This window comes from Chelativorans alearensis (assembly GCF_010993735.1).
In the GTDB taxonomy this organism is placed as follows: domain Bacteria; phylum Pseudomonadota; class Alphaproteobacteria; order Rhizobiales; family Rhizobiaceae; genus Chelativorans; species Chelativorans alearense.
Window position 1 is genome coordinate 1 of the sequence record NZ_WQNI01000011.1, and the last position, 20,030, is coordinate 20,030.

Here is a 20,030-nt window from a genome sequence, read left to right on the forward strand (position 1 = left end):
CCGCCGTGCCCGCCCGTCCGCGAAGCGTGAGCCTGCCGCTCTTCGACCCGCTGCCGCATACCCCGACGCAGGACCGCCGCCATGGGCCCGCGCGCGCCGTCCCGCGCATCCTGTTTCCCGGCCTCATCGAGCCGTCTCCCCTCCCGCAGCCGCCCTCGCGCGATGATCCCGTCAGCGCCGCGCGTCTTGGCCAGCGCCTTGCGGCACTGCTTGCTGCCCTTGACGATCTGCCGGGACAAGCCATGCGCTTTGCCCGCTGGAAGGCGCGCCGCGATCTGGGGCTTACGCGCCGCACCGCACCGCTGCGCGGCGGCCGCCCGCCCGGCGGCCGGCTGTCTCGCTTCGACCCGTCCGCCTGGCGCGACGCCGCGGGCGCGCGAGGACAAAAAGCCCCCCGCAACATCCGCGAGGTCGACGAGATCCTGGCGCATGCCCATTCGCTGGCCCTCTACGCGCTGGAGAGCCCCGATACCTCATGACAGGCCAGCGACCCCGGACTTGATCCCATATGCGCTAACATAAGCGCCGTCATCCCGGACAGCCGAAGGCTTGTCCGGGACCCATTCCGTGACTTATCCACGTTCCGGCCCGCTTCGCCGGAGCTTCAGCGAGGCGAGAATGGGTCCGGGACAGCCGCAGCCCTTGCGGGCTCCGGCTTCCGGGGTGACGCGCGTCGAGGCCTAAAGGCGCAGGCGTCTCAGCCTCAGTGCGTTGCCGATGACGGAGACCGAGGACAGGCTCATCGCCGCCGCCGCGATCATCGGCGACAAGAGCGTGCCGAAGACCGGGTAGAGGATGCCGGCGGCGATGGGCACGCCGGCGGCGTTGTAGACGAAGGCGAAGAAGAGGTTCTGCTTGATATTGCGGATCGTCGCACGGGCGAGCTTGCGCGCCCTGACGATGCCCGTCAGGTCCCCCTTCACCAGCGTGATGCCGGCGCTTTCCATGGCAACGTCGGCGCCGGTGCCCATGGCGATGCCGACTTCCGCGGCGGCGAGCGCCGGCGCGTCGTTGACGCCGTCGCCGGCCATGGCAACCTTGGCGCCGCGCGCGTGGAGCTCGTCGACAAGGGCCTTCTTGTCTTCCGGCAGGACGTCGGCGCGCACATCGTCGATGCCGAGCTTTTCGGCTACGGCGCGGGCGGTGCGCTCGTTGTCGCCGGTCGCCATGATGATGGTGAGCCCCAGATCGTGCAGGGCGCGGATGGCCCCGACCGTCGTCTCCTTGATCGGGTCGGCGACGGCGAGGATACCGGCCGCCTTGCCGTCGAGGGCGACGAACATGGCCGTCTTGCCCTCGGCCTGCAGGCTCCCGGCCTGACCGGCGAGCGGCCCGAGATCGAGGCCGAGCTCCTTCATCATGGCCGCGTTGCCGAGCGCCACGCGCTTGCCGGACACCATGCCCGACACGCCCTTGCCGGTGACTGCCTCGAAGTCGACGGCATTTGCAAGCGTGGCGCCCTCGGCTTCCGCACCCTCGACGATGGCTTCGGCAAGCGGATGCTCCGAACCGCGCTCCAGGCTGGCTGCCAGGGACAGAAGCTCGCCACGCTCGATGCCGTCAGCCGCCACCACATCGGTCAGCTTCGGCCTGCCGACGGTCAGCGTGCCGGTCTTGTCGACGACAAGGGTGTCGACGCGGGCGAAACGCTCCAGTGCCTCGGCGTCGCGGATCAAGACGCCGCCCTGGGCACCGCGGCCCGTCGCCGTCATGATCGACATGGGCGTGGCCAGCCCCAAGGCGCAGGGGCAGGCGATGATGAGCACGGAGACGGCCGAGACGATGGCGAAGATCATGCTCGGCTGCGGCCCGAAGATCGCCCAGACGATGAAGGCAAGGATGGCGACCAGCACCACCGTCGGCACGAACCAGGCGGAGACCCGGTCGGCCAGCCCCTGGATCGGCGCGCGCGAGCGCTGGGCGGCGGCGACCATCTCGACGATCTTCGAAAGCATGGTCTCGCTGCCCACCCGCTCGGCACGCATGACCAGCGTGCCGTTCTTGTTGAGCGTGCCGCCGGTGAGATTGTCGCCCGCTTCTTTCTCCACCGGGAGGGGCTCACCGGAGATCATGGATTCGTCGAGCGAGGAGCGACCCTCTTCCACCACGCCATCGACCGGCACGGCATCGCCCGGCCGCACGCGCAGGAGGTCGCCCACCTGCACCTGATCGAGCGGCACGTCCGTCTCCTTGCCGTCGGCGCCGATCAGCCGGGCGGTCTTGGGCGACAGGTCGAGGAGCGCGCGGATGGCCGAGCCCGTGCGTTCACGCGCCTTCAATTCCAGCACCTGGCCAACGAAGATGAGCGTGACGATCACCGCCGCGGCCTCGAAATAGACGGGCACGGTGCCTTCATGCGTGCGGAAGGAGTGCGGGAAGACTCCCGGGAAAAGCGTTGCTATGACGCTGTAGCCATAGGCGGCGCCGACGCCGATGGCGATCAGCGTCCACATATTGGGGCTGCGGTTGACGATCGACTGCCAGCCGCGGTGGAAGAAGGGTGCGGCCGCCCACAACACCACCGGCGTCGCCAGCAGGAGCTCGAGCCAGCCGGCCGCCGGCTCGCCGATCCATTGCCGCGCGGGCAAGCCCACCATCGGCCCCATGGCGATGACCACCAGCGGCACCGTCAGGATGGCACTGACCCAAAGACGGCGGGTGAAGTCGATCAGTTCCGGATTGGGGCCCTCCTCGCCGGTGGGCACGCCCATGGGCTCCAGCGCCATGCCGCAGATGGGGCAGCTTCCCGGCGCATCGGTGACGATTTCCGGGTGCATCGGGCAGGTGTATTTCGTGCCCTTGGGCATCGGCTCCGGCGCCGGCCTGTCGCCCAGATAGCGCTTTGGCTCGGCGGTGAATTTCTCCGCGCAGCCGGCCGAACAGAAGTAATAGCCCTCGCCCTCGTGGCGGTGGAAATGGCGCGCCGTCGCGCGCTCCACATCCATGCCGCACACCGGATCCTTTGCCGTCAGGTAGGCCTCGGGATCGGCGGCAAAACGGTTGCGGCAGGATTCGCTGCAGAAATGGTAGGTGTGTCCGGCATGCTCCAGGCTGGGCTTGCCCTTCGACGGATCGACCGTCATGCCGCAGACCGGGTCGCGGACGACCTGGTCGGCCCCCGTCTGGTGGGCAAGTGCGGTGTCGTGTGCTTTTTGTTCCATTGGGCTCTCCGGAATCGCATCGAGCCGCTCAGATAGGGCTTCCAGTTACTGGAAGGTCAAGCCTGCAAACGACCTTGGCGGCAAAACGGTCCGCCGGGCCTAGCGTTCCCCCTCCTGGAGGGCAGGATGGGCTTCAGCATAGAGCCGGGCGAAGCTCATGGCCACGTGGGAGCGCCGGATGTGGCCGACGACCTTGAGGTCGCCAATCTCGATGGCCGCCAACGTGTCGGCCATCTCGCGCTGGAAGAAGCGGATCTCGTTCATCAGCATTTCCCGGTACTGGGTAAGCCGCGAGGCGGTCTTCAGCCAGTTGCGGGTCGTCTGATAGTAGAGCCGCTCGGAAATCTCGCGCAGCGGCTCGTTGGCCGTCAGCTCCATCAGGAGATGGAAGAATTCCATGTTGAGGCGGGCGAACTCGCGCGCGTCGGGCCGGGCGACCAATGCCTCGCCACGCACCATGAGCTGGTGGAACTCCTCCAGCTTCCGGCGGTCCGGCAGCACCGGCGACAGCTTGCCGACGAGCTCGGCGAGTTCCACGCGGAGCTGGTAGACCTGCTGCAGGTCATCGATATGGATATCGGTGACGATGGTGCCGACGCCATGGACGGAGCGCAGGAGCCCCTCGTCCTCCAGCCGCGCCAGGACGCGGCGGATAGGCGTGCGGCTGGTCTTGAACTCCTCCGCCAGATCCTCCTCGCGCAGGCGGCGGCCAGGGGGATAATCGAGCAGGCAGATACGCTGGCGCAGCGTCCGGTAGATGCGCTCGAAACGGGCACGCGCCTCGCCGCCTCTGCTCATCGCTCCCTCACGCCAGCCTGGGCCGCAGCCGCTCCAGCATGCCGAGGCAGGCGGCAAGCTGCTCGACGGACACGAACTCGTCCGGCTTGTGCGCCTCTTCGATCGAGCCCGGGCCGCAGATGACGGCGGAAATGCCGGCGCTCTGGAACAGGCCGGCCTCGGTGCCGAAAGCCACCACTTCCGCCTCCGTCAGGCCCGTCAGTTCGGAGACGATGCGCCGTGCCTCCGACTGGGCGACCGGCTCCAGCCCCTCCACCTCGCCCACCACATGGGTGACGATGTCGGCCTCCTCGGAGACGATCTTCATCGCCGGGCGCAGAACCTGGTCGATATAGGCCTTTATATCGTCCTTCACGAACCCCGCGTCCCCCTCCTGCACCGGCCGCATTTCCCACTCCACCCTGCAATGGCCGGGAATCACGTTGCGCGCCGCGCCGCCCTGCATAAGACCCACCTGCAGCGTCGTCCAGGGCGGCTGAAAGCGGCTTTCCGCCGGCGCCCGCGCCTTCAGCTCCTCGGCGAGCGCCATCAGGCGCGAGACATAGCGCACCGCATACTCGACGGCGTTGACGCCGCGGTCCGGATCGGAACCATGCCCCTCGAGCCCGCGGAACTCGGTCGTGTATTCGTAGCAGCCCTTGTGCCCTTCGATGATGCGCATTGAGGTCGGCTCGCCGATGATGGCCGCGGCGGGGCGGATTGCGGCGCGCTTTAGTTCCTCCATCAGGGCGCGGGCGCCGAAGCAACCCACCTCCTCGTCATAGGTGAAGGCGAAGTGCAGCGGCCGCTTCAGGGGCTTTTGGGCGAAGACCGGCACCATGGCGAGGCAGCAGGCGATGAACCCCTTCATGTCGCAGGTGCCACGGCCGTAGAGCCGGCCGTCCACCTCGCGCAGGGTAAACGGGTCGCCGGTCCATTCCTGCCCGTCGACGGGGACGACATCGGTATGGCCAGACAGCACGATGCCGCCGTCGCCTTCGGGCCCGAGCGTGGCGAAGAGGTTGGCCTTGGCGCCCGTCTCGTCATGGTGCATGGAAATACGGGCGCCGGCATCGCTCAGGATTTCTGCCGCGTAGGCGATGAGCTGAAGGTTGCTGTCGGCGGAGACCGTCGGGAAGGCCAGGAGGTCGGCGAGGATTTGCTTTGTGTGTGCGATGTCGGGCATGGGCTGTCTTGATGTTCGTGATGTCCGGCTGGTCGGCGCGAGAGAGGGGGCCGGCGCGTCCAACCAAAGGATACCTCAATCCTTCACAATCAGTTCCCGCGGCCGCTTGCACAACGCCTCGGCCGGCCCGTCTTCCTTGATCAGGATGCTCTCGGTGATCTCAAGCCCCCAGTCGGCCATCCACAGGCCAGGCATGAAGTGGAAGGTCATGCCCGCCTCGAGGATTGTCTCGTCCTCGCGGCGGAAGGAGATGGTGCGCTCGCCCCAGTCGGGCGGGTAGGAGATGCCGATGGAATAGCCGCAGCGCCCGTCGCGCCCGATGCCGGCTTTTTCCAGTTCGCCGTAGAGGGCCTCGGCCACCTGCCCTGCCCGGTTTCCGGCCCGCGCCATTTCCAGCCCGGCCTCGATGCCGGCGGCCAGCGCTTTCTCCGCGTCGAGCATGTATTGCGGCGGCGTGCCGAGGAAGACCGTGCGGCAGAAGGGCGTGTGATAGCGGCGATAGCAGCCGGCGATCTCGAAGAAGGTCGCGTGGCCCTGCTCGAAACGCCGTCCGTCCCATGTCAGATGCGGGGCGGCGGCGTCGGAGCCCGTGGGCAGGAGCGGCACGATGGCCGGGTACTCGCCCCAGTCGTCGTCGACGCCGCGGATGGCGTCGCCGTAGATCTCGGCCACCAGGTCGTTCTTCTTCATGCCCGGCTCGATGCGCTCGACGATACCGTCGATCATCTTTTCCGAGATGCGGGCGGCGCGCCGCATGAAGACCAGCTCCTCGTCCGACTTCACCGCGCGCTGCCAGTTGACCAGCCCGGTGGCATCCACGAACTTGGCGTCCGGCAACTCCTCGTGCAGCACCAGGTAGGCCTTGGCCGAGAAATAGTAGTTCTCCAATTCCACGCCGATGCGCTTGTTGGCGTAGCCATGGGCGCGGATGACCTCGGCCAGATGCTGCATGGGGTGCAGCGTGTTGGCCTGCACGTAGTGGTCGGGGTAGCGCAGCACCCGCTCGTCGGACATGTAGCAGGTGCGTACGGCGCCGTTGCCGTCCATGGAGCGGCCCCACCAGATGGGGTCGTCATCCTTGAAGACCAGGACACCCTGATGGACATAGAAGGACCAGCCGTCGTAGCCGGTGAGCCACGCCATGTTGGAGGGGTCCTCGACGAACAGGATATCGATCCCTTTCGCTTCCATCGCCCGGCGGGTCTTGTCCAGCCGGTTCGCGTATTCCTGGATGCTGAAGGGCAAGTGGGATGCGGGCATGCTACCTCCGGAACCGTGCCATTCTCGCGGCGCTCCTGGAAGCGCCACACCCGCGACCGCGGCCGAGTTGTGCACAAATGTTGCTGTATGAAATGTTCGGGAACTCTCGTGAGACCTGAAGCCTGACCGAAGGCCGTTGACAACCCCTCGATCCGCGTGATGATGTATACATCAGGCACATCCCGCCAGCAATTTCATTTTTCACGAAAAACAAGGGGAAAGATCATGAGACGCTCGGTTCTGAAAGGAATGGTGGCGCTGGGGGCCGTCGCCGCCGTACTCGGCACCGCCGCCACCACGGCAGTCGCGCAGGACGCGCTGCAGCAGGCGCAGGAGTCCGGCTATATCCGCGTCGGATTCGCCAATGAAGCCCCCTATGGATTTGCCACGCCGGACGGCAAATTGACCGGCGAGGCGCCGGAAGTGGCCAAGGCCATTCTGGCCAAGATGGGCATCAACGAGGTGGACGGCGTGCTGACCGAATTCGGCTCGCTCATCCCCGGCCTCAAGGCGGGGCGCTTCGACATGATCGCTGCCGGCATGTTCATCACCCCCGAGCGCTGCCAGCAGGTACAGTTCTCCGAGCCTTCCTACGGCATCGGCCAAGCCTTCCTGGTGCCCGACGGCAACCCGAAGAACATCGCCGACTACGGCACCATCGCCGAAAACGGCGACCTGACGCTCGCCGTGATGGCCGGCGCCGTCGAAGCCGATTATGCGGAAAAGGCGGGTGTCCCGCAGGATCAGCTCGTCATCCTGCCGGATCAGTCGAGCCTCGTCAGCGCCGTCCGTGCCGGACGCGCCGACGCGGCAGCGCTTACCGCCAACTCGATCGCCCGCATGGCCGACAACAACGAGGGTGTGGAATCGACCGAACCCTTCGGCGAGGTGGCCGGGGAATCGGTGAAGGGCCATGGCGGCTTCGCCTTCCGGCCCGAGGACACGGCCCTCTACGAGGAGTTCAACAAGCACTTGAAGGAGTTCATCGGCACCGAGGAGCATATCGAGCTCGTCTCCCAGTTCGGCTTCGGCGAAGGCTATCTGCCGAACAAGACCACCGAGGAACTCTGCGCCGGCGAATGACGCGCCTCCAGCCCAGGGACCGGCGCGCCTCCTTGCGGGCGGCGCGTCGGCAGGCATATCCGCATAAGGCTCCCGCGGAGGGTGAAATACGGGGCCGGACGGCGGGGGCTATATACGCTTCCGCCAGTGCATCGGCCCGAAAACCGTATCGGTTTTCGGAAAGCACGATGCACAAATTCAATAACTTACAGCGTCCTTTGTGCGTCCTAAGGGACGCACGGCGCTGTAGTGGGGGTTGAGGGGTTCTCGCGATGCAGCTTCGTCCGCTCGCGGTTTGTGCGATCGTCTTCTTCACCGCAGGGTTGGCGGTCTCGAGCTTCGCCGGTTTCCGCGAATTCATTCCAGGCCTTCTGCAAGGTGCCGCGATCACCATTCAGATCACGATCGGCGGCAGCCTTCTCGCCGTCGTCATGGCACTGATCGCCGCCATGGCCAAGATGTACGGGCCGCTGCCGCTACGCTGGCTGGCAGTCGCCTATATCGAGGTGTTCCGCGGAACCTCAGCGCTGGTGCAGCTTTTCTGGCTGTTTTTCGTGCTGCCGCATTTCGGCGTCAACCTCGATCCGATGGCCGTCGCCATCACCGCGCTGGGCCTCAATGTCGGCGCTTACGGCGCAGAAGTGGTGCGCGGGGCGGTGAACGCGGTGGCGCGCGGCCAGTGGGAGGCTTCCGTGGCGCTCAACATGCCGCGGGCCCTGGCGCTCAGGCGCATCATCCTGCCGCAAGCCTTCGTCGCCATGATCCCGCCGTGGGGCAATCTGTTCATCGAACTCTTGAAAGCGACAGCGCTGGTCTCGCTGATCACGATCTCGGATCTGACCTTCAAGGCGCAGCAGATGAACCAGACCACCTTCCGCACGGTCGAGATCTTCACCATCGTGCTCGTCGTGTATCTGGCCCTTTCGGTGCTGATCACCGTCGGCATGCGCACGCTCGAAACCTTCGCCGCACGCGGCATCGCACGGGGGAGGTAGACCATGTTCTGGGACTGGAACTATGTCTGGGAGATCACGCCGACGCTTTTGAGGGCTTCGGTCGTCACCATCCAGGCCACCCTCCTAGGCTTCCTTCTCGCGGCCGTACTGGGGCTGGTGCTCGCCATCCTGCGCATGTCGAAGACAGGGTGGATCTCGGTGACGGCCGCCGGCTTCGTCGAGTTCATCCGCTCGACGCCGGTTCTCATCCAGATCTTCTTCATCTTCTTCGTCTTCCCTGAATTCGGCATCGTGCTGCCGGCCATGGCGGCCGGCGTCATCGCGCTCGGCCTGCACTACGGCTCCTATTGCTCGGAAGTCTACCGCGCCGGGCTGGAGAACGTGCCGAAGGGCCAGTGGGAAGCCTCCACGGCGCTCAATCTGAGCCCCTACATCACCTTCCGCGACATCATCATCCCGCAGGCGATCCCGCCCGTGGTGCCGGCACTCGGCAACTATCTGGTGGCGCTGTTCAAGGAAACGCCGCTTCTTTCGGCCATCGCCGTCCTCGAACTCATGCAGACGGCGAAGATATTGGGCTCCCAGAGCTTCCGCTATGTCGAGCCCATCACGCTGGTCGGCGGCTTCTTCCTGGTCATGAGCCTGGTGGCGGCGGCCTTCATCCGCCAGCTCGAGGCCTATCTCAACCGTACCCTGCGCAACCCCGGAGGCGCACGATGACGACACCCATGGTCAAGTTCGACAATGTGACCAAAAGCTACGGCGCGCTGACGGTGCTCGATTCGCTCGATCTGGAGATCGCGCCCAACGAGAAGGTCGCCATCATCGGCCCGTCCGGCTCCGGCAAGACCACCGTCCTTCGCATGCTGATGACACTGGAGCGCATCAACGACGGCGTCATCTACGTCGACGGGGAGCCGCTGACGCATATGCAGAAGAACGGCTCGCTGGTGCCCGCCGACGAGCGCTATCTGCGCCGGGTGCGCGGCAACATCGGCATGGTGTTCCAGCACTTCAACCTGTTTCCGCACATGTCGGCGATGAAGAACTGCATGGAAGCGCCGATCCACGTGCTGGGCCTTTCGAAGAAGGAGGCCACTGAGCGGGCGGCTGAACTGCTCGACATGGTGGGCCTGGGCGACAAGAAGGACCAGTATCCGAGCCAGCTTTCCGGCGGCCAGCAGCAGCGCGTGGCGATCGCCCGGGCGCTGGCCATGCGGCCCAAGGTGATGCTGTTCGACGAGGTGACCTCGGCGCTCGACCCCGAGCTGGTCGGCGAGGTGCTGAACGTCATCCGCAGGCTCGGCACGGAGCACAACCTGACCATGCTCATGGTCACGCACCAGATGGGCTTCGCCAAGGAGTTCGCCGACCGGGTGTGCTTCTTCTACGGCGGCAAGATCGCCGAGCAGGGCAAGCCCGACAAGATATTCAGCAACCCCGAAGAGGAGCGTACGCGACAGTTCCTGAGCGCGGTCCTGGAGGCCGGCTGATGCAGGACGCACTGTCGCTGGCAGACGTTCTGGCCGCGCGCCGGAGGATCAAGGATGTCGCCACCCTCGATACACCGCTCGTCCCCTCCCCGCACCTGAGCGCGATTGCCGGCAGCGACGTGCTCTTGAAGTTGGAGACCGTTCAGGCGACCGGCGCCTTCAAGCTGCGCGGGGCGGCGAATGCCATAGCACTGCTGCCGCCGGAGACGGCGGGTGTGACGTGCTGTTCCACCGGCAATCACGGGCGCGGGGTGGCGTATGCGGCGGCAAGGCGGGGTCTGCGCGCCGTCATCTGCATGTCCACGCTGGTGCCGCGGTCCAAGGTCGACGGCATCCGCGCGCTCGGCGCCGAGGTGCGCATCGCCGGCAGAAGCCAGGACGACGCGCAGGCGGAAAGCGACAGGCTGGTGCGGGACGAAGGCCTGACGGAGATCGCGCCGTTCGACGCGCTGCCCGTCATCGCCGGCCAGGGCACCATCGGGCTGGAACTGGTGGAGCAGCGGCCGGACCTTGAAACGGTCCTCATACCGCTGTCCGGCGGCGGGCTTGCCGGCGGCATCGGCTTTGCGCTGAAGCGCATGAAGCCGTCGATCCGCGTCGTCGGCATCACCATGGAGCGGGGTGCGGCCATGCACGCAGCACTTCAGGCCGGCCGGCCGGTGGAGGTGACGGAGGTGGAGAGCCTGGCCGATTCGCTCGGCGGCGGCATCGGGCATGACAACCGCCAGACCTTCGCGCTTTGCCGCGATTATCTCGACGACGTGGTGCTCGTGAGCGAGGAAGAGATCTACCGCGCCATGCAGGCGCATTATTTCGAGGACCGCATCGTCTGCGAGGGGGCGAGCGCGGTGGGTGCGGCGGCGCTGATGGCGGGCAAGCTCGGCACGGTGAAAGGCCCGGTCGCCACCATCGTCACGGGCCGTAATGTCGACATGGCGGTCTTCACCGACATCGTGAACGGCCGCGATGTGAAGCTCGGCGATTATCTTCTCAAAGGTTCTCCCTATGCCGCGTGACATCTTCATCCTCACGGAAAGCGAGTTACGCAAGGCCGTCCGCCTCGACGTGAAGGCCGTCGACGTGGTGGAGGAAGCCTTCGCCGCGCTCGGCACCGGCAAGGTGATCATGCCGCCGATCCTGTCGATGGCCATCCCCGAGGCCAATGGCGAGGTGGATGTGAAGACGGCCTATATCCCCGGTTTTGCCGGCTTCGCCATCAAGGTCAGCCCTGGGTTCTTCGACAATCCGAAGCTCGGCCTGCCGAGCCTCAACGGGCTGATGATCCTGTTTTCGGCCAAGACCGGCCTCGTGGAGGCCTTGCTGCTCGACAACGGCTATCTCACCGACGTGCGCACGGCGGCCGCCGGCGCCGTCGCCGCGCGCCATCTGGCGCCGCGGGCGGTGGAGACGGCGGGTGTGATGGGCACGGGCGTGCAGGCGCGCCTGCAGATCGAGGCGGCGCATCTGGTGCGGCCGTTCAAGCGCGTGCTCGTCTGGGGCCGGAACACGGAAAAGGCGGCGGCTTGCGCGAAGGACATCGCCGACAGGCTCGACATCGAAGCCCGCGCGGAAGAAGACCCCGCCCGCCTGGTGGCCGAAAGCCAGCTCGTCGTGACGACGACGCCGGCGGAGGAGCCGGTGCTCAAGGCCGAATGGCTGCACCCGCGGCTCCACATCACAGCCATGGGCTCGGACCAGGAGGGCAAGAACGAGATCGACCCGAGGGCGCTTGTGGCCGCCGACCTCTACGTTGCCGACCGCGCCAGCCAGTGCGAGAAGCTGGGCGAGTTGCGCTCGGCCATCGCCGCGGGACTGTGGACGGGCGGGAAGCCGGTGGAGTTGGGCGAGATCATTCAAGGTGGGCAGGGACGCACGGGCGAGGACCAGGTGACGATCTGCGACCTCACCGGCACCGGCGCGCAGGATACGGCGATTGCGACGTTTGCGCTGGGGGAAGCGAAAAAGGTAGGAGCTGGGAGCGTTATTGAGAGTTGAGAATGAAGGGCACCCTCCGCCCGACCGCAGGACCACGCCAAGATGCTCAAACTCGACGACCGCGACCTGAAAATCCTCTCCATCCTGCAAAAGGAAGGCCGCATCTCGAAGGCGGCGCTCGCCGAGCGCGTCAACCTCACACCGGCGCCCTGCTGGGAGCGGCTGAAGCGGTTGGAGAAGGCGGGGGTCATCACCGGCTACCATGCGGACGTGGCGCTCGCCCGCCTCGCCCCGCATGTCGTCGTCTTCATGGCCGCCGAACTGGAGGGGCACCGGGCGGAGAATTTCCAGCTTTTCGAACGCTGGGTGCAGAAGGTCGACGAGATCGTCGGCTGCTGGGCCGTCGGCGGCGGCTTCGACTATATCCTGCAGGTCGTCGCCCGGGACATCGATGCCTATCAGCGCCTTGTGGATGGGCTCTTGGAGGCGCGCGTGGGGCTCGTGCGCTACTTCACCTATATCGTCACGAAGCCGGTGAAACAGCCGAAGGCCATGCCCCTTTCCTCACTCCTCGCCCCTGCATCCGGGCGCCAGAAGGATTGATCGGCAAGCGCCCGTAAATTCAGAAGAATCATCGGCGGCGGGCGGCGTTTCCCATGGAAAATTTGCCGCCGGAAACCCCATCTCAAGGGAAGAATAGAATCCGCCAGTGGCCTGACCCAAACAGATGGTACCCATCTGTTTGGGTCAGGCCACAAGCTATTAATCTGGTGGGGCGATTTGCCCTGACAGATGGGGACCATCTGTCAGGATCGCACCACAAGGGAGTGAGCCGATGTCTGCCCTTGCCGCCCTTGAAAAGACCGCCCTTTCGGACCTGCGGGACCCGCGCCTTTTCCGCGAATACGCCTATGCCGACGGCCGCTGGATCGCCGCTCCCGGCGATGCGGCGATCGACGTCCTGAACCCGGCGGACGGTGCCCGCGTCGGCTGCGTGCCGGCGCTCACCGCGGCGCAGGCGGATGAGGCGATTGCCGCCGCGCATCGGGCCTTCGCCGGCTGGGCCGCACGCCTACCGCAGGAGCGCGCCAGCTTTCTGAAGCGCTGGCATGCCCTGATCCTCGAGGCGCGCGAGGACCTTGCCCATCTCATGGTGCTGGAGCAGGGCAAACCCGTCTCCGAGGCGCGCGGCGAGATCGACTATGCCGCCTCCTTCGTCGAGTTCTACGCCGAGGAAGCCAAACGGCTGAACGTGGAAAGCGTCACCTCGCATCTGCCGGATGCGGAGATGCGGGTGTCGCGGGAACCCGCCGGCGTTGCGGGGCTCGTCACGCCGTGGAATTTTCCCTCCGCCATGCTGACGCGCAAGGCCGCGGCGGCACTTGCCGCCGGCTGCACGGTGGTCGCCCACCCCTCCTCCGAAACCCCATTCTCCGCCCTGGCGCTGGCCGAACTTGCCGAGCGCGCCGGCTTTCCGGCAGGCGTCTTCAACATCGTCACCGGCAAGGCGGCGGATGTCGTCGGCGCGATGACGGCCTCGCGGCATGTCCGTGTCGTCTCCTTCACCGGCTCGACGGAGATCGGCCGGCTGCTCTACGGCCAGTCGGCACCCACAATCAAGAAGCTGGTGATGGAGCTGGGCGGCCACGCGCCCTTCCTCGCCTTCGCGGACTGCGACCTCGAACGCGCGGTGGAAAGCGCCATCACCGCGAAATTCGCCACCTCCGGCCAGGACTGCCTGGCCGCCAACCGCTTTTATATCGAGCGGCCCATCTACGAGGCTTTCGTCGAAGCCTTCGCGGAAAAGGTGCGGGCGCTGACGGTGGGGGCGGGCCTGGACGACCCGGACATCGGCCCGCTCATCAACGGGCGCGCCGTGAAGAAGCAGGAGGAACATGTGGCCGACGCGATCAAGAAGGGCGCAAGGCTTGTCGCCGGCGGCAGAAGGGCCGATACCGGCGAGAATTTCTTCCTCCCGACGGTGCTCGCGGACGTGCCGGAGAACGCGCTGGTCCTCCACGAGGAGACCTTCGGCCCCCTCGCCGCCTTCGCGCCCTTCGACCGTGAGGACGAGGTGCTTGCCCGCGCCAACGACACGGAGACCGGGCTCGTCGCTTATCTGCACACGCGGGATCCCGGCCGCATCGCCCGGCTTTCGCGCGCGCTCGAATTCGGCATGGTGGCGGTCAACCGCACCAAGATCACCGGCGCGCCCATCCCCTTCGGCGGTATCAAGCAGGCTGGGCTTGGCCGGGAAGGGTCGCGCATGGGGATGGAGGAATACACCAACGTCAAATATGTCTGCGGCGATACCCACTGAGGAACGGCGGCAATGTTCGCGAACCCTTTCACCGACGAAGAACTGGGCCAAAGACTGGCGGCTGTGCGCGGCGCAATGGAGGCGCGCGGCCTCGACCTGGTGCTGCTCTCGACGCCCGAAAACATCTTTTATCTCACCGGCCTCGACCACTGGGGCTATTTCGCGCCGCACCTTCTCATCGTGCCGCCCGAGGGCGACATGGTGCTCGTCACGCGGCAGATGGAACGCGTCTCCATCGAGAAGCAGGTGCGCAACGCCCTCTTTCACGGCCACGCCGACAACGAGACGGCCGCCGATCTCGCCGTGCGTTTCCTGAAGGATTCCTTCGCGGCAAAGGAGCGCTCGCGCGCGGTGCTGAAGGCGGTTGTGGAGGAGATCGAGGAGCAGGCGGATGACGGCGCCATGCGCATCGGCGTGGAGACCTGGTCGTCGGGCCATTCCTACGGCTTCGGCCATGCGCTGCGCGAGAGCCTGCCGGACGTCTTCTGGGTCGACGTCACCGGCCTGGTCGACAACCTGCGGCTCGTCAAATCGCCCCTGGAACAGGACCTGATGCGCCGGGCCGCCGCCATATCGGACATCGCGGCCGAGGCGGCCATCGCCGCCATCCGCGACGGGGCGAGCGAGCGCGACGTCGTGGCCGAGTGCCATGCCACGATGATCCGCGCCGGCGGCGAAGTGCCCGGCTTCGGCCCCTTCATCCGCCCGGGAAAAAGGCTGGGCGAGGAGCATGCGACCTGGGGCGACGGCATCTACCAGGCCGGCGAGCCGGTGTTCATCGAACTGTCGGGCTGCATCAGCCGCTATCATTCGCCGCTCGGCCGGCTCGTCCATGTCGGCTCCATCCGCGACGAGGACGCCAGCATGGCGGAGGTGTCGCGCGAGGCTTTCGAAGCCGTGCTCAGCGCGCTGCGCCCCGGCGTGCTTGCACGCGACGTCTATGCGGCCTGGCAGGCCGTCGTCGACGAGGCTGGGCTTTCCCACTACCGCCGCCACCATTGCGGCTATTGCGTCGGCATCGGCTTCCCGCCGTCATGGACCGGCGGCAACCGCGTCACCGGCCTGCGGCACGATTCGGATCTCGAAATCCGCGAGGGCATGACCTTCCACATCCTCTCCTGGCTGATGGGAACCGGCAAGGGCGACTTCTTCGTCTCCAATGCCGTGCTGCTCGGGCCGAACGGGACGGAAGTGCTCACCAAGACGCCCCTTGGGCCCACCATCAGATAGGAGACGACCATGCTCTTGAAGAACGACCAGCTCGACCAGTGGGACCGGGAGGCCTTTTTCCATCCCTCCACGCACCTTGCCCAGCACGCGCGGGGGGAAAGCCCGAACCGCATCGTCACCGGCGGCAGCGGCGTCTATATCGAGGACCGTGACGGCAAGCGCCTGCTCGACGCCTTCGCCGGGCTCTACTGCGTCAACGTCGGCTACGGGCGCACGGAGATCGCCGAGGCCATCGCCGCCCAGGCGAAGGAGCTTGCCTACTATCACGCCTATGTCGGCCACGGCACCGAAGCTTCGATCACGCTGGCGAAGATGATCCTCGACCGGGCGCCCGAAAACATGTCCAAGGTCTATTTCGGCCTCGGCGGGTCGGATGCCAACGAGACCAACGTCAAGCTCATCTGGTATTACAACAACATCCTCGGCCGGCTGGAGAAGAAGAAGATCATCTCGCGCTGGCGCGGCTATCACGGCTCCGGCCTGATGACGGGTTCGCTGACGGGGCTGGAACTGTTCCACAAGAAGTTCGACCTGCCGCTTGCGCAGGTCCTCCACACGGAAGCGCCCTACTATTACCGCCGCCCCGACCTCGCCATGAGCGAGGAGGACTTCACGGCCTACTGCGTGGCCGAACTCGAAGCCCTCATCGAGCGCGAGGGCGCGGACACCATCGCCGCCTTCATCGGCGAGCCAGTGCTGGGCACCGGCGGCATCGTGCCGCCGCCGGCGGGCTATTGGCAGGCGGTCCAGAAGGTCTTGAGGAAGCACGATATTCTCCTGATCGCCGACGAGGTCGTCACCGGCTTCGGGCGGCTCGGCTCCATGTTCGGCTCGCACCACTACGGCATCGAGCCGGATCTGATCACCATCGCCAAGGGGCTCACCTCGGCCTACGCGCCGCTGTCGGGCTCCATCGTCGGCAAGAAGATGTGGGCAGTGCTGGAGCGCGGAACGGACGAGAACGGCCCGATCGGCCACGGCTGGACCTATTCCGCCCATCCGATCGGGGCGGCCGCCGGCATCGCCAATCTGCAGCTTGTCGATAGTCTGGGCCTGGTGAAGAACGCCGGCGAGACGGGTGCCTATCTCGTCGAGACCATGAAGGACGCGCTCGGCGACCACCCCCATGTCGGCGACGTGCGCGGCGAAGGCATGCTGTGCGCCGTCGAATTCGTGGAAGACAGGGAGAGCCGCCGCCTCTTCGATCCAGCGCGAAAGATCGGCCCGCAGGTCGCCGCCGCCCTTCTCTCCGAAGGCGTCATCGGCCGCGCCATGCCGCAGGGCGACATCCTCGGCTTCGCCCCGCCGCTGTGCCTGACGCGGGCCGAGGCGGACAAGGTCGTGGATGCGGCGGCGAAAGCGGTGAAGGCGGTGCTTTAGCGCCCTTTCCCTCCCCCTTGCGGGAGGTCGAGTGGGGGTGGTCGCGGCCGCGTGCCAGAGTTTCAATATCGAGGTAGTAATAAGCCGAATTTCAGAAATCGGCGCGCGGCGCGGCCACCCACCTCCGCCTCGCTTCGCTCGGCACCTCCCCCGCAAGGGGGAGAAAAGCGCTATCGCACCGGAAGCGCGCCGGCGGCGAGCGCCGGCAGGTAGGCCGCCGACAATTCGGCATCGCTGAGCGAGGCCGGTTTGAGGTCGATGTGCCCCACCGTCTCGCCCTCCTCGAAGCTTATCCGGGCGTTGAACTTGCGCGCCAAGGCCCGCATCGCATCGTTTTGCCGGTGGGTGGTGACGCGCAGCCGCGTGTAGCCGAGGGCGCGCGCATGGGCGATGAGGCGCTGGAAAAGCTGGCTGCCGAGGCCGCGATGCTGCAGCGCCTTCTCAACGCTGAAGGCGATCTCGGCCGTGGGCGGATCGCTTTCCGGCCGCTCGTGCAGCTCCGCCGCCCCCAGAACGCGCCCGTCCTCGACGTAGCCGACCACCGTCGCGCCCTGGCTGAAGCTGCGCGCGGCATAGTCTTCCAGAAAGGCGTCGCTGGCGACGCCATTGAAACGGTCGCGGCGGCTGTCGCCGTCGAGACGCATCAGGTGATCGCGGAAAAGGATAAGCTCGGACGGCCTCAGGCGGCGCACCACGCCGAGCGGTCTTGATTCCTGGCTTGCCATACGGGCCATAAGTCGCACTCCTCGCGGGTTCCTCCCCGAGCCGTTCGACTCGGCGCGAATATGTGCAGTGCAACAAGAATGTGCAAGGGCGCCGCACCGCGCGCATTGCCGCATTGCGCGATCTGCATGGCTCGCATTTCGAGCTTTTTCCTGATAAGAAAACTCATGTTTTTGTCATTCATCTCTGGAATTATTCTAAACTATGAGCCATATTAAGAACTCGCACGTGACGAAAGGGATTCCATGCGCCTGACCCGGCAAACCAACTACGCGATCCGCATCCTGATGTATTGCGCCGCCAACGAAGGGCGCCTGAGCCGGATTCCGGACATCGCGCAGGCCTATACGCTCTCCGATCTCTTCCTGTTCAAGATCCTGCAGCCGCTGGTGGAGAACGGGCTGGTGCAGACCGTGCGCGGGCGCAACGGCGGCGTGCGGCTTGCCAAGCCGGCCGAGGAGATCACGCTGTTCGACGTGGTGCGCGTGACGGAGGAGAACTTCACCATGGCCGAGTGCTTCGAAAACGACGGCACGGACTGCCCGCTGGTCGACGGCTGCGGCCTCAACGAGGCGCTGCGCAAGGCGCTCGGCGCCTTCTTCGAGGTGCTTTCCTCCTATACCATCCGCGACCTGGTCGACGCCCGGCCCAACATGCGCGGCCTGCTCGGCATCGAGGAACGGCAAGCACACGTGGCGGCGAGTTAAATAGCCGCCGCCATATCCCGCAGCGCCAGCACCGAACGCCAGTTGCGCGCCGTCATCGCCACCTTCAGGGTCGGCTCGATCTTCGGCGCGAAGAGCGATCTGCCCATGCCGTCCGGCGTGTGGAGGTAAAGCGCCCTGCCCCGGATGGCGAAGGTCTCCGTGCCCGTCGTCTTCTCCTGAAGCGCCGCCACCCTTTCGGCCTCCGGCGCGCGCTCCATCAGGAAGGCGTGCAGTTTCGTCGGCTCCTCGACAGCTTGCGGGTAAGGGTTCTGGGCGACGAGCTCCTCCCATTCTTCGAGACCGGCCACCAGAACGCTCTTGTGGAAATCCATCTTCTCGCGCACGAGCACGGCGACCTTCGCGGTCACCTCCTCTCCCGTCATCGGTGAGGACAGTACGGCGTTGCCGCTGTTGATGTAGGTCGCCACATTGGCGAACCCCGCATCCGACAGCACGGCGCGCAGCGTCTTCACCGGAAGCTGAGTCGCGCCGCCGACGCCACGGAACAGGACGATATAGGCAGTTTGCTTGCTCATATCGTTGGGCTCATATCAAAAGGCTGGCGATCGTGTCGTTGTCGGTGATGTCCTGGTAGGCCCAGCCGGCCTCGTCGAAACGCTTGGCCAGAACGGCGAAGTTGCGCGGCTCCTTGGTCTCCAGGCCGATCAGCACCGAGCCGAAATTGCGCGCCGACTTCTTCAGGTATTCGAACCGTGTGATGTCGTCATCCGGCCCCAGGAGGTCGAGGAAATCGCGCAGCGCGCCCGGCCTCTGGGGAAAACGAAAGATGAAGTATTTCTTCAAGCCCTCGAAGCGCAGAGCCCGCTCCTTGACGTCCGGCAGGCGCTCGAAATCGAAATTGCCGCCGGAGACGACGGCGACCAACGTGCGCCCCTTCAGTTCCTTGCGGGAAAAGTCCTTCAGCGCGTCGATGGCGAGCGCGCCGGCGGGCTCCAGTACTACGCCCTCGATGTTCAGCATCTCGATCATGGTGGCGCAGAGGCGGTTTTCGGGAATCAATCGAACGGTTTGTGCCGGGAAGCTCTTCAACCGCTTGAAGGGCTCGCGGCCGATCTCGGCCACCGCCGCCCCGTCGACGAAATTGTCCACCTGGGTAAGCTTCACCCGCTTGGCCGCCGCAAGGCTCCTCTCAAGGCTCGGCGCGCCTGCCGGCTCGGCGAAGACGAAGCCGGCATTAGCGCCCGTATCATGAAGAAAGCCGGTCACGCCCGCCGCAAGCCCGCCCCCGCCGACCGGCAGAAGCACGAGCGCACCGTCGAGCCCGTCGCCAAGCTGGCCGGCAAGCTCGTGCGCCACCGAGGCTTGCCCCTCGATGATGTCGGGGTGGTCGAAGGGCGGTACCATGAGGGCGGCACTTGCGGCGGCGAAGCCGGCGGCCGCCTGATAGCACTCGTCGAAATAGTCGCCGACGAGGCGCACCTCGATGAACTCGCCGCCGAACAGCTTCGTCTTGTCGATCTTCTGCTGCGGCGTCGTCACCGGCATGAAGACCACGCCCCGGCGGCCGAAATGACGGCATACGAAGGCAAAGCCCTGGGCGTGGTTGCCGGCGGACGCGCAGACGAAACCATCCGGCCCGACGCCAGCGGCGATGGCCTTGCGCATGAAGTTGAAGGCGCCGCGGATCTTGTAGGAGCGCACCGGCGTCAGGTCTTCCCGCTTCAGGAACACCCGCGCGCCGGTCTTCTTCGACAGATAATCGTTCTCCTGCAGCGGCGTCTCGGGGAAAAGCTCCCGCAAGGCACCGGCCGCCTGCCCGACCCGCTCGACAAATGCGCTCATTTCGTCTCCCCTGCCTGATTTTCTTGCGAGCGTGTGC

At 66.1% G+C, this 20,030-nt stretch carries 18 protein-coding genes and 1 pseudogene; 12 read left to right on the forward strand and 7 right to left on the reverse strand.

All coding sequences use genetic code 11. The features are described from left to right. Positions 1–479, forward strand: a pseudogene (locus GPJ75_RS17175) (hypothetical protein); the annotation flags it as partial. 201 nt (positions 480–680) lie between these two features. Here GPJ75_RS17175 and GPJ75_RS17180 read toward each other — a convergent pair. The 4 genes from GPJ75_RS17180 to GPJ75_RS17195 form a co-directional block, all read right to left on the reverse strand. Then, complete coding sequence (locus GPJ75_RS17180; RefSeq protein WP_163269569.1) at positions 681–3,161, reverse strand: heavy metal translocating P-type ATPase; 2,481 nt, start codon at positions 3,159–3,161, stop codon at positions 681–683. A 99-nt stretch (positions 3,162–3,260) separates the two neighbouring features. Continuing rightward, on the reverse strand, positions 3,261–3,959 hold the full coding sequence (locus GPJ75_RS17185) for a GntR family transcriptional regulator (protein ID WP_163269570.1): 699 nt from the start codon (positions 3,957–3,959) through the stop codon (positions 3,261–3,263). A 7-nt stretch (positions 3,960–3,966) separates the two neighbouring features. Beyond that, positions 3,967–5,124, reverse strand: a complete 1,158-nt coding sequence (gene argE / locus GPJ75_RS17190) for an acetylornithine deacetylase (protein ID WP_163269571.1) — start codon at positions 5,122–5,124, stop codon at positions 3,967–3,969. Positions 5,125–5,199: 75 nt separating this feature from the next. Beyond that, entirely contained in the window at positions 5,200–6,384 is a 1,185-nt protein-coding gene (locus GPJ75_RS17195) for a M24 family metallopeptidase (protein WP_163269572.1), read from the reverse strand. Between the two features lie 225 nt (positions 6,385–6,609). On the opposite strand from GPJ75_RS17195, the gene ehuB reads away from it, so the two are divergent. The 10 genes from ehuB (at position 6,610) to GPJ75_RS17245 (ending at position 16,760) form a co-directional block, all read left to right on the forward strand. Continuing rightward, a complete protein-coding gene (gene ehuB, locus GPJ75_RS17200) occupies positions 6,610–7,467 on the forward strand; it encodes an ectoine/hydroxyectoine ABC transporter substrate-binding protein EhuB (RefSeq protein ID WP_246249108.1) in 858 nt (285 codons plus the stop codon). A 251-nt stretch (positions 7,468–7,718) separates the two neighbouring features. Beyond that, a complete protein-coding gene (gene ehuC / locus GPJ75_RS17205; protein ID WP_163269573.1) occupies positions 7,719–8,441 on the forward strand; it encodes an ectoine/hydroxyectoine ABC transporter permease subunit EhuC in 723 nt (240 codons plus the stop codon). 3 nt (positions 8,442–8,444) lie between these two features. Continuing rightward, complete coding sequence (gene ehuD / locus GPJ75_RS17210) at positions 8,445–9,122, forward strand: ectoine/hydroxyectoine ABC transporter permease subunit EhuD (RefSeq protein WP_163269574.1); 678 nt, start codon at positions 8,445–8,447, stop codon at positions 9,120–9,122. Next, positions 9,119–9,895, forward strand: coding sequence for an ectoine/hydroxyectoine ABC transporter ATP-binding protein EhuA (gene ehuA / locus GPJ75_RS17215; RefSeq protein WP_163269575.1), 777 nt, complete (start codon positions 9,119–9,121; stop codon positions 9,893–9,895). The genes ehuD and ehuA overlap by 4 nt, the downstream gene beginning before the upstream one ends. Continuing rightward, positions 9,895–10,911, forward strand: coding sequence for a hydroxyectoine utilization dehydratase EutB (eutB, locus tag GPJ75_RS17220; RefSeq protein ID WP_163269576.1), 1,017 nt, complete (start codon positions 9,895–9,897; stop codon positions 10,909–10,911). The genes ehuA and eutB overlap by 1 nt, the downstream gene beginning before the upstream one ends. Further along, positions 10,901–11,890: a cyclodeaminase gene (locus tag GPJ75_RS17225; RefSeq protein ID WP_163269577.1), complete on the forward strand. Its 990-nt coding sequence runs from the start codon at positions 10,901–10,903 to the stop codon at positions 11,888–11,890. Before eutB ends, GPJ75_RS17225 begins: the two co-directional genes overlap by 11 nt. A 42-nt stretch (positions 11,891–11,932) precedes the next feature. Continuing rightward, positions 11,933–12,433: an Lrp/AsnC family transcriptional regulator gene (locus GPJ75_RS17230; protein WP_159586365.1), complete on the forward strand. Its 501-nt coding sequence runs from the start codon at positions 11,933–11,935 to the stop codon at positions 12,431–12,433. Positions 12,434–12,665: 232 nt separating this feature from the next. Beyond that, complete coding sequence (locus GPJ75_RS17235; protein WP_163269578.1) at positions 12,666–14,150, forward strand: NAD-dependent succinate-semialdehyde dehydrogenase; 1,485 nt, start codon at positions 12,666–12,668, stop codon at positions 14,148–14,150. A 12-nt stretch (positions 14,151–14,162) separates the two neighbouring features. Then, on the forward strand, positions 14,163–15,380 hold the full coding sequence (locus GPJ75_RS17240; protein WP_163269579.1) for a M24 family metallopeptidase: 1,218 nt from the start codon (positions 14,163–14,165) through the stop codon (positions 15,378–15,380). A 9-nt stretch (positions 15,381–15,389) separates the two neighbouring features. Further along, entirely contained in the window at positions 15,390–16,760 is a 1,371-nt protein-coding gene (locus tag GPJ75_RS17245) for an aspartate aminotransferase family protein (protein WP_163269581.1), read from the forward strand. Between the two features lie 170 nt (positions 16,761–16,930). Here the strand turns inward: GPJ75_RS17245 and GPJ75_RS17250 are convergent, their stop codons facing one another. Then, complete coding sequence (locus GPJ75_RS17250) at positions 16,931–17,494, reverse strand: GNAT family N-acetyltransferase (RefSeq protein WP_163269583.1); 564 nt, start codon at positions 17,492–17,494, stop codon at positions 16,931–16,933. Positions 17,495–17,728: 234 nt separating this feature from the next. Here GPJ75_RS17250 and rirA point away from each other — a divergent pair, with 234 nt between their 5' ends. Further along, positions 17,729–18,190 carry an iron-responsive transcriptional regulator RirA gene (gene rirA / locus GPJ75_RS17255; protein ID WP_163269585.1) on the forward strand — a complete coding sequence of 154 codons (462 nt, stop codon included), beginning with the start codon at positions 17,729–17,731 and terminating at the stop codon, positions 18,188–18,190. On the opposite strand, the gene GPJ75_RS17260 is transcribed toward rirA, so the two are convergent. Both GPJ75_RS17260 and ilvA read right to left on the reverse strand, forming a co-directional pair. Beyond that, entirely contained in the window at positions 18,187–18,726 is a 540-nt protein-coding gene (locus GPJ75_RS17260) for a DUF1697 domain-containing protein (protein WP_163269587.1), read from the reverse strand. The two genes, rirA and GPJ75_RS17260, sit on opposite strands and share 4 nt — an antisense overlap. A gap of 10 nt (positions 18,727–18,736) precedes the next feature. Next, positions 18,737–19,993: a threonine ammonia-lyase IlvA gene (gene ilvA / locus GPJ75_RS17265; RefSeq protein ID WP_163269589.1), complete on the reverse strand. Its 1,257-nt coding sequence runs from the start codon at positions 19,991–19,993 to the stop codon at positions 18,737–18,739. Positions 19,994–20,030: the final 37 nt, after the last annotated feature.

What these genes read in the sequence shown, in the direction of transcription:
- ilvA (WP_163269589.1), bottom strand. Translation starts at nt 19,993, where the DNA reads ATGAGCGCATTTGTCGAGCGGGTCGGGCAGGCGGCCGGTGCCTTGCGG.
- rirA (WP_163269585.1), top strand. Translation starts at nt 17,729, where the DNA reads ATGCGCCTGACCCGGCAAACCAACTACGCGATCCGCATCCTGATGTAT.
- ehuB (WP_246249108.1), top strand. Translation starts at nt 6,610, where the DNA reads ATGAGACGCTCGGTTCTGAAAGGAATGGTGGCGCTGGGGGCCGTCGCC.
- GPJ75_RS17230 (WP_159586365.1), top strand. Translation starts at nt 11,933, where the DNA reads ATGCTCAAACTCGACGACCGCGACCTGAAAATCCTCTCCATCCTGCAA.
- argE (WP_163269571.1), bottom strand. Translation starts at nt 5,124, where the DNA reads ATGCCCGACATCGCACACACAAAGCAAATCCTCGCCGACCTCCTGGCC.
- GPJ75_RS17235 (WP_163269578.1), top strand. Translation starts at nt 12,666, where the DNA reads ATGTCTGCCCTTGCCGCCCTTGAAAAGACCGCCCTTTCGGACCTGCGG.
- GPJ75_RS17180 (WP_163269569.1), bottom strand. Translation starts at nt 3,161, where the DNA reads ATGGAACAAAAAGCACACGACACCGCACTTGCCCACCAGACGGGGGCC.
- GPJ75_RS17185 (WP_163269570.1), bottom strand. Translation starts at nt 3,959, where the DNA reads ATGAGCAGAGGCGGCGAGGCGCGTGCCCGTTTCGAGCGCATCTACCGG.
- GPJ75_RS17250 (WP_163269583.1), bottom strand. Translation starts at nt 17,494, where the DNA reads ATGGCCCGTATGGCAAGCCAGGAATCAAGACCGCTCGGCGTGGTGCGC.
- GPJ75_RS17195 (WP_163269572.1), bottom strand. Translation starts at nt 6,384, where the DNA reads ATGCCCGCATCCCACTTGCCCTTCAGCATCCAGGAATACGCGAACCGG.
- GPJ75_RS17260 (WP_163269587.1), bottom strand. Translation starts at nt 18,726, where the DNA reads ATGAGCAAGCAAACTGCCTATATCGTCCTGTTCCGTGGCGTCGGCGGC.
- ehuC (WP_163269573.1), top strand. Translation starts at nt 7,719, where the DNA reads ATGCAGCTTCGTCCGCTCGCGGTTTGTGCGATCGTCTTCTTCACCGCA.
- GPJ75_RS17225 (WP_163269577.1), top strand. Translation starts at nt 10,901, where the DNA reads ATGCCGCGTGACATCTTCATCCTCACGGAAAGCGAGTTACGCAAGGCC.
- ehuD (WP_163269574.1), top strand. Translation starts at nt 8,445, where the DNA reads ATGTTCTGGGACTGGAACTATGTCTGGGAGATCACGCCGACGCTTTTG.
- GPJ75_RS17245 (WP_163269581.1), top strand. Translation starts at nt 15,390, where the DNA reads ATGCTCTTGAAGAACGACCAGCTCGACCAGTGGGACCGGGAGGCCTTT.
- GPJ75_RS17240 (WP_163269579.1), top strand. Translation starts at nt 14,163, where the DNA reads ATGTTCGCGAACCCTTTCACCGACGAAGAACTGGGCCAAAGACTGGCG.
- eutB (WP_163269576.1), top strand. Translation starts at nt 9,895, where the DNA reads ATGCAGGACGCACTGTCGCTGGCAGACGTTCTGGCCGCGCGCCGGAGG.
- ehuA (WP_163269575.1), top strand. Translation starts at nt 9,119, where the DNA reads ATGACGACACCCATGGTCAAGTTCGACAATGTGACCAAAAGCTACGGC.